We start from the raw sequence: 13,245 nt of genomic DNA, 5'->3' as shown, positions 1-13,245 counted from the left end.
GGTCCTTTTCTCCCATGTCTTTCCCCCGAACCGGTGCCCGCTTCCGGGAGACATGCGTCAGGGCGCGAGACGTGCACAGTGCCGACAGACCTGCCTGTCCCCGACGCCGCGCTTGGCGTGCTTCTGGTCACCGTGCTGCTGGCGGGCATCGCGCGCGGCCTTTCGGGCTTCGGTACGGGCATGATCGTCGCGCCCGTGGCCGGCGCGCTCTACGGCCCGCAGGCGGCGATCGTCGTCATCGTCATCATGGATTCGCTGCCGGTCCTGCCGGTGACGCTGCCGGCGCTCAGGCAGGCGCGCTGGCGCGATGTGCTCCCGGTGGCGGCCGGGCTGTTCGTGATGCTGCCGGTCGGCGTACTGCTCCTCAAGGCGGGCGATCCGGTGACGCTGCGGTGGGCGATCTCGATCGCCATCCTCGCCTGCGCGGCGGCGCTGTGGAGCGGCTGGACGTGGCGCGGACCGCGCAATGCGGCGGTCGCGGCGGGGGTGGGCGGCTTGGCCGGACTGCTCGGCGGCATGGCCTCCATTCCGGGTCCGCCGGTGATCCTCTACTGGCTCGCGTCCGGCCTGCCCGCCGCGCTGCTGCGGGCCAACCTGCTCACGCTGTTCTTCCTGGGAGAGGTGCTGTCGATCGGCAATCTCTGGACCGCGGGACTGTTCGACCGCGGGCCGGTGATGCTCGGCATCGCCGCTGCGCCGGTCTATTTCGCGGGGCTGGCCATCGGCGCAAGGCTCTATGGTCTGGCGACCGAGGCGACCTACCGGAGGGTGACCTTCGGCCTCATCGTGACTGCCGCGGTGCTGGCCTCGCCCGCGACCGAGTCGGGCGTCCGATGGGCGCTCGCGCTGTGGGGACCCTGATCGCGTTCAGCCGCGGCCGAAGGCGGTGTTGAGCAGCGAGATCTGGTCGGAAACCGGATTGGCGCGCGGCGGCTGCGCCGGCATCGCGCCGCTGCCGTAGATCTCGTCGTCCATGCGGCGGACCAGACCCTGCAGGCTCAGCGAGCGATCGACCAGATCCTTGAAGGCCTGCGGCAGTTCGTTCCAGCCGGGAACGTCGTTCTGGGCCGACGCCGTGTCGAGCCGCACCTTGGCCTTCTCGGCCGCGACCTGGTCGCGCGTCATCTCGCCGGAATTGGCGGCGCGCTGCAGGAGCAGCCAGGAGGCGATCTGCATCAGCCGCGTGGTCAGGCGCATGGATTCGGCAGCATAGAGCGTGGCTGCGAGGCGCGACAGCGTCTTGGCCGCGGCGCGGCCTTCGCCGTCGAGATACTCCGCAGTCTGCTCCACCAGCCCCATGCCCTCGTTGTAGAGCGGCTTGAACGACGCGGAGAAGATGCGCCGTTCGGCCAGCTTGATGGTCGTGGCATCGTGGCGGACAGGTTCACTCATGACATCACCCCTCGAACGCTCCCCGTCGCGGACCGATCCGAACGCCTCTACGCGCCTGCCGTTCCGGCCTGAAGCCTGCTGCGGCCGAAAATGCGCGTTCTCCCACGGCAAGGCAAGCTGATGTTTAACAGAAGGTTAACGGCGCGCCGGGGGATGGCGGCCCGGGAAGAGCCGCGACAAAAAAAAGAGCCGCGCGAGGCGGCTCTCAGGAGTTTTCAGGGAGGCGTCAAACCGGGCGACCCCAGCCGCTCGGTTGAAATCCAGAAGACTGGACGGGCATAGTAAACGCCCGTAAAGCTTAATGGAGGGTTAACGCCTGGCAAGCGGGGGCATTTTTGCTGTCTCCGTACAGTCGAGAGGAAGGATATACTTCCCGAAATCACGGTTGCTGGAGCGCCGAGGCGGGGATGCGGCGCTCGGGTTGGGCCGCTCCGCGCCAGACCGCGGGAAGGGCGATCGCGGCGAAGAGCAGGACGCCGGCGAAGAAGCCGATCGAGGCGATCGCGACCAGCGGCTCGACGCCGCCATTGCCGGCGAGCAGGAAGAAGAGCCCGACGATCAGCGCAACGCCCGAGAGGCCCTGGAGCCAGAAATGCGCGGCGGCCAGCCGCGACTGCCCGGCAACGGGGAAGAGGTGGTAGAAGAAGGCGAAGACCGCCGACATGAGCCAGCCCGCCACCATGGCGTGGGCATGGACCGGCATCTGGCCGTGATCATGGGTGATGGACATGTGGAGACCGAGCATCAGCCCGCCGACCGCATAGAGGATGGCGAGGGTGAAGAAATTGCGTGCAGCGCCCTGCATTTCGGATGCCTTTCGTCGTTTCAGCGATTCGCCGCTGCGACCTTTCGATTTCCGACGAAAGGCACGTGGCGGCGTCGAGATGCTGTCTGGACGAATGCCGGGATCGATACTGTTAGGTATTTCGCACAAAGCTAAAAAAGCAGCGACGTCGGCAGGCGCGACCGGGTGCCTGGGCGGCACCCGGCGCAGCAAGCCGGTTCAGCCTGCTTTAGCCATGTCCCGCAGCCGGAACTTCTGGATCTTGCCGGTGCTGGTCTTCGGGATCTCGGCGAAGACGATCTGCTTCGGAACCTTGAAGCGCGCGAGCAGCGTGCGGCAATGGGCGAGGATCTCTTCCTCGGTGGCCGTCCTGCCGGGCTTCAGCTCGACATAGGCGATCGGCGTCTCGCCCCACTTCTCGTCCGGCTTCGCGACCACGCCGCAGGAGGCGACGGCCGGATGCTTGTAGAGCGCGTCCTCGACCTCGATCGAGGAGATGTTTTCGCCGCCGGAGATGATGATGTCCTTCGACCTGTCCTTCAGCTGGATGTAGCCGTCGGGGTGCATGACGCCGAGATCGCCGGAGTGGAACCAGCCGCCGGCCAGCGCCTCCTCCGTCGCCGCCCGGTTCTTCAGGTAGCCCTTCATGACGATGTTGCCGCGGAACATGACCTCGCCGATCGTCTCGCCGTCGGCGGGGGTGCGCGTCATCGTTTCGGGATTCATCACCGTGAGTGCGTCGAGGGCCGCATAGCGGACGCCCTGGCGCGCCTTCTTCGCCGAGCGCGCGCCGCGGTCGAGCGCATCCCACTCGCCCTTCCACTCGTTCACCACGGCAGGACCGTAGGTCTCGGTGAGGCCGTAGAGATGGGTGACCATGAAGCCCGCATCGGCCATGCCGGCCAGCACGGCTTCCGGCGGCGGGGCGGCCGCGGTGTTGAAGCAGACCGTCTGCGAAAAGGCGCGCTTGTCGGACTCGGGCGCGTTGATCAGCGTCGACATGACGATGGGTGCGCCGCAGAGATGCGTTACGCCGTGGTCGGCGATGGCGTCGTACATGGCTTTCGCCCGCACCCAGCGCAGGCACACATGGGTGCCGGCCTGGACGGCGAGCGTCCAGGGGAAGCACCAGCCGTTGCAGTGGAACATCGGCAGCGTCCAGAGATAGACGGGGTGCCGCCCCATGCCGGCATGGATGGTGTTCGAATACGCCATCAGCGCCGCACCGCGATGGTGGTAGACGACGCCCTTCGGATTGCCGGTCGTGCCGGACGTGTAGTTGAGCGAGATCGCGTCCCACTCGTCGTCGGGCATGGACCATTCGAAGGCGGGATCGCCCGATGCCACGAAGGCCTCGTAGTCGACCGTGCCGATGCGCTCTCCCTTGGGATAGGGGGCGTCGGCAGGATATTCGGGGTCGTCGTAGTCGATGACGAGGGGCCGGACGGTCGCAAGGTCCAGCGCCTGGCGCACGACGGCGGAAAACTCGCGATCGACGATGAGCACCCTGGTTTCGGCGTGGTCGAGCTGGAAGGCGATGATCGCCGCATCCAGGCGGGTGTTGAGCGAATGCAGCACCGCCTTGACCATCGGCACCCCGAAATGCGCTTCCAGCATGGCCGGCGTGTTGGAGAGCATCACCGTCACCGTGTCGCCCTTGCCGATGCCTTTGCCGGCGAGCGCGGAGGCCAGCATGCGGCTGCGCGCGTAGAAGCGCGCATAGGTCAGCTTCGCCTCGCCATGGATGACCGCCGTCTGGTCCGGAAAGGTCCGCGCCGCGCGCTCCAGATAGGTCAGCGGCGTGAGCGGCTGGTGATTGGCCGGGTTACGGCCGAGCCCCTCGTCGTACATCCCTGCTGCGGCTCCCGCCGCGCCTGCGTGCCTGGCTTCCATGCGACCTCCCCTTCATTTGGTGGCGTCGATGGCCTATGGTGTGTCTCGCGCCGACGCAAGAGTGACCTGCTCCGAGCCCGGCCGCAAGCGCGGGGGTGTCGACGTCAAGCCGCAACGGCGTCGAGCTCATGCAAAAACTCTCCGCATAAAAGAAGAAGGCGCTCGAACAGCGCATCAAGCGCGTGCCGGAACTGAAGCTCGACGAGAAGATGCGGCCGCTGACCGTCGCGCCGATCCTGCAGGATCATGTCGGCCTGGACGCGTCGGCGCGGGCCGGCGAGACGATCGCGACCGACTACAAGGACGTCCTCGGCGAAATCGCGGCGGCGCGGTCGAATGCGGCGGCGCCCGCCGGAGAGGCCGCCTTCGGCTGGGAGGCGGGCCAGGCAGGCAGCGGGGCCTGCTCCCGGCCGCCGCCGACCGGGCGGGCCGCCACCTGCTTCTCCAGCCGTCCGAGCCACTCCAACCAGAAGGCGAGCGCGAACTGAAGCGCGATGCCGCCGGCAATCAGCGCGGTGTCGAGCGCGAGACTTCCGGCGAGAACCTGCTTCAGCACCTGTCCGGCCATGGCGAGCAGCGTCCCCGCGATGAACACGGGCAGCGCGTGCCGGCCGAGCACGGCCAGCGGGTTGCGCGGATCGGTGCGGGCGAGCGCGTTGAGCGGCGCGATCGTGACGATCAGGTAGGCGGCGGCCAGCACGTGCAGCAGGCGCGGCGCCGACAGGAAGGTCTTGTCGAAGCCGGTCAGCACCGCCGGCAGGCCCATCGAGACGTCGATGCCCCAGAGCGGGATGCGCACCCAGGCGAAGCCGACGAGGAGGTAGGTGAGCGCCGCGGCGGCGAGCCAGGGCACGAAGGGAATCGTCCCGCCGCGCCGGACATGGACGGCTCCCGACAGGCCGATGACGAAGAGGAACTGCCAGGACAGCGGGTTCAGGAACCACAGCCCGTCCTGCGGGTAGTTGACCGGTCCGACCCGCCACAATCCCGCCCCGAGCCAGAGGGCGAAGGAGACGGCCAGCAGCGGACCCAGCCCGAAGCGCATGAGCAGGAGGAAGCCGGGCAGCATCAGCAGCACGACCGCGTACATCGACAGGATGTTGTTGTAGCCCAGCTGGTGGCCAAGCGAGACGAGCCCGAACAGGGCTTCCACGGGCGATTGGACGACCGCCTGGATGTTGATGCTCCCCATCAGTGCGGGCTCGGCGAACCACAGCGCACCGGCCGCGAAGATGCCGAGCGTGACGATGGTGGTCATGATGTGCGCCACGTAGAGCACGCCCGCGCGCCGCCAGGCCCGCAGCGTGGTCAGCAGTCGGCGGCCCGGCTGGAACTTCGTCCCGTAGGCGAAGCCTGCGGCAATTCCGGAGATCAGCACGAAGGCCTCGGCCGCGTCGGAGAAGCCGGCGTTCTTGTGGGTCAGGTTTTCGTAGATCGTGCCCGGCACGTGGTTCACGTAGATCGTGACCAGCGCCAGCGCGCGAAAGACGTCGAGGCGCGTGTCGCGCGAGGGAGCGGGCATCTGAGACATGGCGTGGGAAAAGTCGGTGATTCGGGCGAAGTTCCGTCGCGGCGAATCACAGTTGATTACGCAGGTGCAGCATTCCAGGCCCGGTCACGTCAAGAGCGCCGACAGGCCGTCCCAGAGCAGCTTCAGCGCGACGACCATGACGGTCGCGTAAGTGAGGCCGTAGAAGGCCTCCGGCTTCAGCCGGCGAACGATGAAGGCGCCGAGCAGGGTGGCGACCGGCGCGAGCGGCAGCAGGATCGCCGAAGCCGCCAGATTGGCGGCGTCGAACTGGCCGAGCGCGAAGTAGGGCACCAGCTTCACCGCGTTCACCACGGCGAAATAGATGACGCTGGTTCCCACGTAGAGCGCGGGCGCCAGGCGCTGCGGCAGCACGTAGACCTGGAAAGGCGGCCCGCCGGCATGGGCCACGAAGCTGGTGAAGCCGCTGACGAGGCCCCAGAACACGCCGAACAGGGGACGCTGCGGGGCCGCGACGTCGGAGCGCGCATATTTCTGCCAAAGCCAGCGGAGCACGAAAACCGTGGTGACGATGCCCAGGATGAGGCGGACGATGTCGGGCGTGACGACGGCGGCCGTCAGCCAGCCGAGCCCGATGCCGGCCATGGCGCCGGGCAGGAGCACGGCGAGCGTGGGGAGGTGATGATTGCCGCGCCACGACCAGAGCGAGACCATGTCCATGACGACGAGGATCGGCAGCAGGATGGCGGCCGCCTGAATGGGGGAGATCGCCAGCGCCATCACCGGCACCCCGAGAAACCCCATGGCGCCGCCAAGCCCGCCCTTCGCGAGGCCGACGAGAATCACCGCGGGGATGGCGGCGGCGTAGAAGAAGGGATCGGTGGGAAGGGCGTCCATGGCGGGGTCACGTCGGAGGAGGCGCAGCGATAGACGCTCCGGCCGGCGATTGCGAGCCGAAACGGCGGCTGGACTGCCGAAAGCGCGGCGCTGGCAATGCGTCCTGCACTTGTCTATGCCAAATTGAGACCACGATCCGGCTCCATAGGCCTGCCCGAGATGGATACCATGACCGACGACGCCCCAATCCGCTGCCGCCTCGTGCTGATCGCTCCTGAGGACGTCGGCGCTGCCGCTCTCGAGGCCGCGCTCTCGGGTGGCGACGTCGCGTCGGTGATCCTGCCGCAGTATGGCCTCGACGACGCGGCCTTCCAGAAGCTCGCGGAGGTCCTCGTGCCGGTGATCCAGGCCCGGGGCGCCGCCGCGATGATCGCGGGCGACACGCGCGTGGCGGCGCGGGTCAAGGCCGACGGCGTCCATGTCGAGGGCAAGCCGGACGTGCTGGCCGACGCGATCGACCGGTTGCAGGACAAGATGATGGTGGGTACTGGCGGCGCCAAGACCCGCGACGACGCCCTGGACCTCGGCGAACTCAGACCCGACTACCTCTTCTTCGGCCGCTTCGGCTACGACAATACGCCGGCTCCACATCATCGGAACCTCACTCTGGGGGCCTGGTGGGCGGAGATGATCGAGGTGCCCTGCATCGTGATGGCCGGCAGCGATATCGCCTCCGTCGCCGACGTCGCCCGCACGGGCGTCGAGTTCGTCGCCGTCTCGGCGGCGGTGTTCGGGGCAACGGACCCTGCGGCGGCGGTGGCCGAGGCGAACCGCCTGCTGGACGAAGCGATGCCGACGCTCGAGGCCGAGACGTGACGCCTGGGCGGCTGGCCCTCGCCTTGCTGTTCCTGACGGCGGCGTCCGGCCCCGCGCCGGCGCTGGTCGACGAGCTTGCGCCGCCGCCGGCCGAGCTTCCCGCCGATGCGCCCGCGCTCGCCCGCGGAGTGGTGCCGGTGGCCCCTGACGCGATCGGCAAGGCCCCCACCGCATCCGGGGAGACACCGACCACCCTGCTCTCGGCGCCCGCCATTCCCTCCCGCTTCGGCGCAAAGGCGCCGGACGAGGCCTTCGGCGCGTTCCAGCGCGGGCTCTACATCACCGCCTACAATCTCGCGCTGCCGCGGGCCGAGAAGGGCGACGGGGCCGCGCAGACGCTGGTGGCCGAAATCCTGTCGAGAGGGCTCGGGGTCCCCCGCAAGCCGGCCGAGGCCGCCGAATGGTACCGCAAGGCGGCCGAGGCCGGCATTCCCGAAGCGAAGTTCCAGTATGCGCTGCTGATGATCGACGGGAAGTTCGCCGAAAAGAACGGTGACCGCGCCTTCGAGCTGATGAAGGAAGCCGCCGATTCCGGCAACCGGCTGGCCGCCTTCAATTACGCCCAGATGCTCGTGGATCGCGAGCGCGGGCCCAAGGGCATGGGCAAGGCCGTTCCCTACTACGAGCAGGCCGCCCGCGCAGGCCTGGCCGATGCCCAGTATGCCATGGCGCAGATCTACACCACCGGCGTGCTCGGTCCGCCGGACGATATCAAGGCTCGCAACTACCTCGCGATGGCGGCGATGCAGAACTTCGATTCCGCGCAGCTGGATCTCGCGACCTGGCTGGTCGAGGGGCGGGGCGGCAGGATCGACTACGACGCGGGCTTCGGCTGGATGCGGCGGGCCGCCGAGGCGGGAAACGTGGCGGCGCAGAACCGCCTCGCCAAGCTCTACGTCTACGCACTCGGCACCGAGCCGGACCCGATCCTGGCGGCTGCCTGGTACATCAAGGCGCGGCGGGCAGGCCTTCGCGACCTGGAGATGGAGGACTTCCTCCGGGGGCTGACGGCGGAGGAACAGAAGCAGGCGATCGAGCGCGCCAACCGGCTGTAGCTGAACGCGTCCCGGCGCCCGCGGACGGCAACTCTTGCCTCCCGATGCGATTTATGGTCTTGGAGGCGCCGAAACGGCCTCTCGGGGTCCAGCTCTTCCGAAAGATGCAAGAATGGCCAAGATCAACGGCAACGAAATCCGTCCAGGCAACGTGATCGAACACAATGGCGGTCTCTGGGTCGCGGTCCGGACGAATGCGGTCAAGCCCGGCAAGGGCGGCGCCTACAATCAGGTCGAGCTGAAGAACCTGATCGACGGCACCAAGCTCAACGAGCGTTTCCGCTCGGCCGAGACGGTCGAGAAGGTTCGCCTCGAGCAGAAGGACTTCTCCTTCCTCTACGAGCAGGGCGATGCGCTGGTGTTCATGGACACCGAGAGCTACGAGCAGCTCGAACTGCAGAAGGATTTCGTCGGCGACCGCGCCGCCTTCCTGCAGGACGGCATGACCGTGACGGTGGAACTCTACGAGGAGAAGCCGATCGGCATTTCTCTGCCCGACCAGGTGGTGCTCACCATCACCGAGGCTGATCCGGTGGTGAAGGGGCAGACCGCCGCGTCGTCCTACAAGCCGGCCGTGCTCGAGAACGGCATCCGCGTGCTGGTGCCGCCCTTCATCTCGGCCGGCGAGAAGATTCTCGTCGACACCAACGAGATCACCTACATCCGCCGCGCCGACTGACGCGCCGAACACCCGGACGGGACTGGATCGAATGGCGTATTCCGCGCTCATGAGGGTGATGGTCGAGGCGGCGCGCAAGGCGGGCCGCTCGCTGTCGCGCGACTTCGGCGAGGTGCAGAACCTCCAGGTCTCGATGAAGGGGCCCGGCGACTACGTCAGCCAGGCCGACCGCAAGGCCGAGGAGATCATCTTCACGGAACTGTCGCGCGCGCGGCCCGGCTACTCGTTCCTGATGGAGGAGCGGGGCGCCGTGGAGGGCGAGGATTCCCAGCACCGCTGGATCGTCGATCCGCTGGACGGCACGACCAACTTCCTGCACGGCATCCCGATCTTCGCCATTTCGATCGCGCTCGAGCGTCAGGGCCAGCTCCAGGCAGCTCTGGTGTACAACCCCGCGATGGACGAGCTCTACACGGCCGAGCGCGGCGGCGGCGCCTTCATGAACGACCGCCGTCTCCGCGTCGCAGGGCGGACCAAGCTCTCCGACAGCGTCATCGGCACCGGCATTCCGCACCTCGGCCGAGGCCACCACGGCAACGCGCTGATCGAACTGCGCAACGTCATGGGCGAAGTGTCCGGCATCCGCCGCATGGGGGCCGCCGCGCTCGATCTGGCCTATGTCGCGGCGGGGCGGCTCGACGGCTTCTGGGAGAGCGGTCTCTCGCCGTGGGACATGGCCGCCGGCCTGCTGCTCATCCGGGAGGCGGGCGGCTTCGCCAGCGACCGCGAAGGGGGCCAGGACATGTTGGAGAGCGGCAACGTCGTCGCAGGCAACGAGACCATCCACCGGGTGCTGCTGCGGCAGCTGCGCAAGCCGCTGACGCCGCGTCCGGCCTGAGACCGGGCGCCGGGGATCGTCCGAAGCGAGTTCGGTTGCAGGTGCGGGCAGGGGCGGCGATAATTCCGTCACATCGGCCTGCCAAGGTGCCTGCATGACGCTCAACCGCCGCCACCCTTACGTCAATCTCCACGCCGACTGGCGCCGAATAACCCGGGCCGAACTGCTGGCTGACGGGATCGTGCATGCGGTCGGCATCGTTCTCGCCATCACGGCCGGCGCGATCCTGCTGTGGCTCGCCGCGGGGCGAACGGCAGTGGCCGAGTACGTCGCGACGATCTTCTACGTCGTGTCGCTGCTGACCGTCCTTTCGGTATCGTGCGCCTACAATCTGTGGCCGGCGTCGCGCGCCAAATGGATCCTGCGGCGGTTCGACCATTCCGCGATCTACCTCCTGATCGCGGGAACCTATACGCCGCTGATGGCGCAGCTGGACGGCCCGACCGCCGGGATCATGCTGACCGTCGTCTGGGGCGCCGCGCTGACCGGGATCGCCCTGAAGCTGGCCTTTCCCGGCCGTCTCGACCGCGTCGCGATCGGGTTCTATCTCGCCATCGGGTGGAGCGGGATCGTGATCGCGGGCGATCTCGCCGAGATCGTCCCCGCGAGCACGATCTGGTACATCGCGGCCGGCGGGATCTGCTATTCGGCAGGCGTGATCTTCTTCGTCTGGCGCGACCTTCGCTTCCAGTCGGCGGTCTGGCACGGCTTCGTGGTGTCCGGCGCCGGACTTCACCTGGCGGCGATGATGGACCTGCTGGTCATCCATCGGCTCTGACGGCGGAAAAGGCCAATTCGTCGGCAGTGGCGCGGGGCGCGTCCTTTCATTTTCGTCACAATTGCGGATACAGTCGCCATCGGTGCGGGACAGAGACTGAGGCTTGGCATGGCATGGTTCGGATCAACGGCGGATGAGGCGCTTTCGGGCGGCCAGTACGACCCGCAGAAGCTCTCCAGTCCGCAGGTCTTCCTGCTGTCGATGCTGATCTTCCTGGCGATCGCCGGTTTCGTCGCCGCCATCCTGTACCGGCAGATCTCCGCCGCCTTCACCACCAATCCCGGCCTCAACGGCCTGATCATCGGCGTGCTGGCGGTCGGCGTGCTGCTCGCCTTCAACCAGGTGGTGCGGCTGTTCCGGGAGGTTCGCTGGGTCAACTCCTTCCGCGCGGGCGGCCTGGAGACGCGCGATCCGGTGCTGCTGGCGCCGATGAAGGTGCTGCTCGGCCGGTCCTCGGCGACGGCGCTCACCACGGTGTCGCTTCGAACCATCCTCGATTCCATCGCCACGCGCCTCGACGAGAGCCGCGACATCTCGCGCTACCTGATCGGCCTCCTCGTGTTCCTCGGCCTGCTCGGCACCTTCTGGGGCCTCCTGCAGACCATCGGCTCCATCGGTGACACGATCCAGTCGCTCGATCCGGGATCGGGCGATGCCAACGATGTGCTGAATGCGCTGAAGACGGGCCTCGCCGCGCCTCTCGCCGGCATGGGAACGGCCTTCTCGTCCTCGCTGTTCGGTCTTGCGGGATCGCTCGTGCTCGGCTTCCTCGACCTGCAGGCGGGCCGGGCGCAGACGCGCTTCTACACCGAACTCGAAAACTGGCTGTCGTCGGTGACCGATCTCGGATCCGATGCGCCGGCCATCGACCCGGGTCGCAACACGTCGTCGGAAGAAATGCGCCGGATGGCCGAGCAGCTGCGCTCGATCAGCGAGACCGGCGGCTCCAGCCAGCGCGTCGCAACCTCGATGGCAAACCTAGCGGAAGGCATCTCGGGGCTGGTGAAGAACATGCGCAGCGAGCAGCAGATGATGCGCGACTGGGTGGAATCGCAGGCCGAGGAACAGCGGGCGACCCGCGCGGTGCTTGAAAGCATCGCACAGTCGCTGAAGAAGCGGGGAGGCAGCTGACATGGCGCTGGCGCGCGGACGCCGGCGGGAACGCGGCATCGACTACTGGCCGGGCTTCGTCGACGCCCTGTCGACGCTGCTCCTCGCCATCATGTTCCTTCTGTCCGTGTTCGTGCTGGCGCAGTTCCTGCTGTCGCGCGAGATCAGCGGCAAGGACGAGGTGCTGAACCGGCTGAATTCGCAGATCAACGAGCTGACCCAGCTGCTTGCGCTCGAACGGTCGAACGCGCAGGACACGGAAGACCAGCTCGCCAACCTGCAGGCCTCGCTCACGGCGGCCGAGACCGAGCGCTCGCGGCTGGAGAGCCTGCTCGCCGCCGGCTCGGGCGCCGACGCCGCTGCCCGCGACCAGATCGGCGCGCTCAGCGGCGAGCTGGAGAGCGAGCGGCAGATCTCGCAGCGCGCGCTGTCGCAGGTCGAGCTCCTCAACCAGCAGATCTCGGCGCTGCGGCGCCAGATCGCGGCGCTGGAGGACGCGCTGGACGTTTCGGAGACGCGCGACCGCGAGTCCAATGCCAAGATCGCCGATCTCGGCCGCCGGCTCAATGTCGCCCTGGCGCAGCGCGTCCAGGAGCTGAACCGCTACCGCTCCGACTTCTTCGGCCGGCTGCGCGAGATCCTGTCGGACCGCGAGAACATCCGCATCGTCGGCGACCGCTTCGTGTTCCAGTCCGAGGTGCTCTTCCCCTCCGGCTCGGAGGTGATCAACGAGGCCGGGCGCGTCGAGATGGCCAAGCTCGCCGCCGCCATCATCGACCTGCAGCGCGAGATTCCGCCCGAGATCAACTGGGTCCTGCGCGTCGACGGCCATACCGACAACGTCCCGCTGTCGGGCACCGGCCGCTACCGCGACAACTGGGAACTCTCCTCGGCGCGTGCCGTGTCGGTGGTGAAGTATCTGGTCGCGCAGGGCGTTCCCGCCGCCCGGCTCGTGGCCGCCGGCTTCGGCGAGTTCCAGCCGCTGGTCGAAGGCGACACCCCCGACGCCCGCAACAGAAACCGCCGCATCGAGCTCAAGCTGACCGAGCGGTGAGGCCTCACCATCCGATCAGCAGTGCCGCCAGTGCCAGCGCGGCGGGAAGCGCTTGGACATAGAGGATCTTGCGGGAGACCGTGGCGGCGCCGAACAGGCCGGCCACGACCACGCAGCCGAGGAAGAAGAGCTTGATGGCGAAGCCTTCCGCCCCGAGCCAGAGGCCCCAGACGAGCCCGGCGACGAGGAAGCCGTTGTAGAGTCCCTGGTTCATCGCCAGCGCCTTCGAGCGTGCCGCGAAGGCCGGATCGAGCCGGAAGGCCTTGTGGCCGGCCGGCGTGTCCCAGGCGATCATCTCCAGATACATGAAATAGACGTGCAGCGCCGCCACCAGCGCGATCAGGATCGTCGAGACCATTCGGCACCCCCGTTTTTCGGTCGGGAGACATGACGTCCGACCCGCGGCGCCGTCAAGGCCGGGGAGGCGCTCCGCCCGCATGGCCCGCTCAAGACGTGCGGC

General features: G+C 67.9%; 15 protein-coding genes. 8 read left to right on the top strand and 7 right to left on the bottom strand.

Features of this window, described 5'->3' with window-relative positions; genetic code table 11:
* The first annotated feature begins 78 nt into the window (after nucleotides 1-78).
* Entirely contained in the window at nucleotides 79-861 is a 783-nt protein-coding gene (locus IAI54_RS19145) for a TSUP family transporter (RefSeq protein WP_235679102.1), read from the top strand.
* 6 nt (nucleotides 862-867) lie between these two features.
* On the opposite strand, the gene rcdA is transcribed toward IAI54_RS19145, so the two are convergent.
* From rcdA to IAI54_RS19115, 6 genes are all read right to left on the bottom strand, one after another.
* Nucleotides 868-1,392, bottom strand: a complete 525-nt coding sequence (gene rcdA / locus IAI54_RS19140) for a protease adaptor protein RcdA (protein WP_187968706.1) — start codon at nucleotides 1,390-1,392, stop codon at nucleotides 868-870.
* 379 nt (nucleotides 1,393-1,771) lie between these two features.
* Nucleotides 1,772-2,197 carry a hypothetical protein gene (locus tag IAI54_RS19135; protein ID WP_187968705.1) on the bottom strand — a complete coding sequence of 142 codons (426 nt, stop codon included), beginning with the start codon at nucleotides 2,195-2,197 and terminating at the stop codon, nucleotides 1,772-1,774.
* A gap of 198 nt (nucleotides 2,198-2,395) precedes the next feature.
* Nucleotides 2,396-4,027 carry an acyl-CoA synthetase gene (locus IAI54_RS19130; RefSeq protein WP_187973239.1) on the bottom strand — a complete coding sequence of 544 codons (1,632 nt, stop codon included), beginning with the start codon at nucleotides 4,025-4,027 and terminating at the stop codon, nucleotides 2,396-2,398.
* A 146-nt stretch (nucleotides 4,028-4,173) separates the two neighbouring features.
* Nucleotides 4,174-4,317 carry a hypothetical protein gene (locus tag IAI54_RS19125; protein ID WP_187968704.1) on the bottom strand — a complete coding sequence of 48 codons (144 nt, stop codon included), beginning with the start codon at nucleotides 4,315-4,317 and terminating at the stop codon, nucleotides 4,174-4,176.
* A gap of 47 nt (nucleotides 4,318-4,364) precedes the next feature.
* A complete protein-coding gene (locus IAI54_RS19120) occupies nucleotides 4,365-5,600 on the bottom strand; it encodes an OpgC family protein (protein WP_187968703.1) in 1,236 nt (411 codons plus the stop codon).
* Between the two features lie 84 nt (nucleotides 5,601-5,684).
* Nucleotides 5,685-6,455, bottom strand: coding sequence for a sulfite exporter TauE/SafE family protein (locus IAI54_RS19115; protein WP_187968702.1), 771 nt, complete (start codon nucleotides 6,453-6,455; stop codon nucleotides 5,685-5,687).
* A gap of 168 nt (nucleotides 6,456-6,623) precedes the next feature.
* On the opposite strand from IAI54_RS19115, the gene IAI54_RS19110 reads away from it, so the two are divergent.
* The 7 genes from IAI54_RS19110 to IAI54_RS19080 all read left to right on the top strand — a co-directional run bounded on the left by IAI54_RS19110 (nucleotide 6,624) and on the right by IAI54_RS19080 (nucleotide 12,785).
* Nucleotides 6,624-7,271 (top strand): thiamine phosphate synthase, encoded by a 648-nt coding sequence (locus IAI54_RS19110; protein ID WP_187968701.1) that lies wholly within the window; start codon nucleotides 6,624-6,626, stop codon nucleotides 7,269-7,271.
* Nucleotides 7,268-8,326, top strand: a complete 1,059-nt coding sequence (locus IAI54_RS19105) for an SEL1-like repeat protein (RefSeq protein WP_235679100.1) — start codon at nucleotides 7,268-7,270, stop codon at nucleotides 8,324-8,326. The genes IAI54_RS19110 and IAI54_RS19105 overlap by 4 nt, the downstream gene beginning before the upstream one ends.
* Before the next feature lie 112 nt (nucleotides 8,327-8,438).
* Nucleotides 8,439-9,005, top strand: coding sequence for an elongation factor P (efp, locus tag IAI54_RS19100; protein ID WP_187968700.1), 567 nt, complete (start codon nucleotides 8,439-8,441; stop codon nucleotides 9,003-9,005).
* 31 nt (nucleotides 9,006-9,036) lie between these two features.
* Nucleotides 9,037-9,843 carry an inositol monophosphatase family protein gene (locus tag IAI54_RS19095; protein ID WP_187968699.1) on the top strand — a complete coding sequence of 269 codons (807 nt, stop codon included), beginning with the start codon at nucleotides 9,037-9,039 and terminating at the stop codon, nucleotides 9,841-9,843.
* A gap of 94 nt (nucleotides 9,844-9,937) precedes the next feature.
* Nucleotides 9,938-10,621 carry a PAQR family membrane homeostasis protein TrhA gene (trhA, locus tag IAI54_RS19090; RefSeq protein ID WP_187968698.1) on the top strand — a complete coding sequence of 228 codons (684 nt, stop codon included), beginning with the start codon at nucleotides 9,938-9,940 and terminating at the stop codon, nucleotides 10,619-10,621.
* 108 nt (nucleotides 10,622-10,729) lie between these two features.
* On the top strand, nucleotides 10,730-11,752 hold the full coding sequence (locus IAI54_RS19085) for a MotA/TolQ/ExbB proton channel family protein (protein ID WP_187968697.1): 1,023 nt from the start codon (nucleotides 10,730-10,732) through the stop codon (nucleotides 11,750-11,752).
* Nucleotide 11,753: 1 nt separating this feature from the next.
* Nucleotides 11,754-12,785, top strand: a complete 1,032-nt coding sequence (locus tag IAI54_RS19080; RefSeq protein WP_187968696.1) for a peptidoglycan -binding protein — start codon at nucleotides 11,754-11,756, stop codon at nucleotides 12,783-12,785.
* A gap of 4 nt (nucleotides 12,786-12,789) precedes the next feature.
* Here IAI54_RS19080 and IAI54_RS19075 read toward each other — a convergent pair whose 3' ends face one another.
* Complete coding sequence (locus tag IAI54_RS19075) at nucleotides 12,790-13,143, bottom strand: DUF1304 domain-containing protein (protein ID WP_187968695.1); 354 nt, start codon at nucleotides 13,141-13,143, stop codon at nucleotides 12,790-12,792.
* Between the last annotated feature and the right edge of the window lie 102 nt (nucleotides 13,144-13,245).

Origin of the sequence: Aquibium microcysteis (genome assembly GCF_014495845.1) — a bacterium.
Taxonomy (GTDB): domain Bacteria; phylum Pseudomonadota; class Alphaproteobacteria; order Rhizobiales; family Rhizobiaceae; genus Aquibium; species Aquibium microcysteis.
This window is presented reverse-complemented; position numbering and strand designations above follow the sequence as displayed.

Coding starts and splice junctions, on each gene's coding strand:
- rcdA (WP_187968706.1), bottom strand. CDS start 1,392: ATGAGTGAACCTGTCCGCCACGATGCCACGACCATCAAGCTGGCCGAA.
- IAI54_RS19135 (WP_187968705.1), bottom strand. CDS start 2,197: ATGCAGGGCGCTGCACGCAATTTCTTCACCCTCGCCATCCTCTATGCG.
- IAI54_RS19130 (WP_187973239.1), bottom strand. CDS start 4,027: ATGTACGACGAGGGGCTCGGCCGTAACCCGGCCAATCACCAGCCGCTC.
- IAI54_RS19125 (WP_187968704.1), bottom strand. CDS start 4,317: ATGATCCTGCAGGATCGGCGCGACGGTCAGCGGCCGCATCTTCTCGTC.
- IAI54_RS19120 (WP_187968703.1), bottom strand. CDS start 5,600: ATGTCTCAGATGCCCGCTCCCTCGCGCGACACGCGCCTCGACGTCTTT.
- IAI54_RS19115 (WP_187968702.1), bottom strand. CDS start 6,455: ATGGACGCCCTTCCCACCGATCCCTTCTTCTACGCCGCCGCCATCCCC.
- IAI54_RS19110 (WP_187968701.1), top strand. CDS start 6,624: ATGACCGACGACGCCCCAATCCGCTGCCGCCTCGTGCTGATCGCTCCT.
- efp (WP_187968700.1), top strand. CDS start 8,439: ATGGCCAAGATCAACGGCAACGAAATCCGTCCAGGCAACGTGATCGAA.
- IAI54_RS19095 (WP_187968699.1), top strand. CDS start 9,037: ATGGCGTATTCCGCGCTCATGAGGGTGATGGTCGAGGCGGCGCGCAAG.
- trhA (WP_187968698.1), top strand. CDS start 9,938: ATGACGCTCAACCGCCGCCACCCTTACGTCAATCTCCACGCCGACTGG.
- IAI54_RS19085 (WP_187968697.1), top strand. CDS start 10,730: ATGGCATGGTTCGGATCAACGGCGGATGAGGCGCTTTCGGGCGGCCAG.
- IAI54_RS19080 (WP_187968696.1), top strand. CDS start 11,754: ATGGCGCTGGCGCGCGGACGCCGGCGGGAACGCGGCATCGACTACTGG.
- IAI54_RS19075 (WP_187968695.1), bottom strand. CDS start 13,143: ATGGTCTCGACGATCCTGATCGCGCTGGTGGCGGCGCTGCACGTCTAT.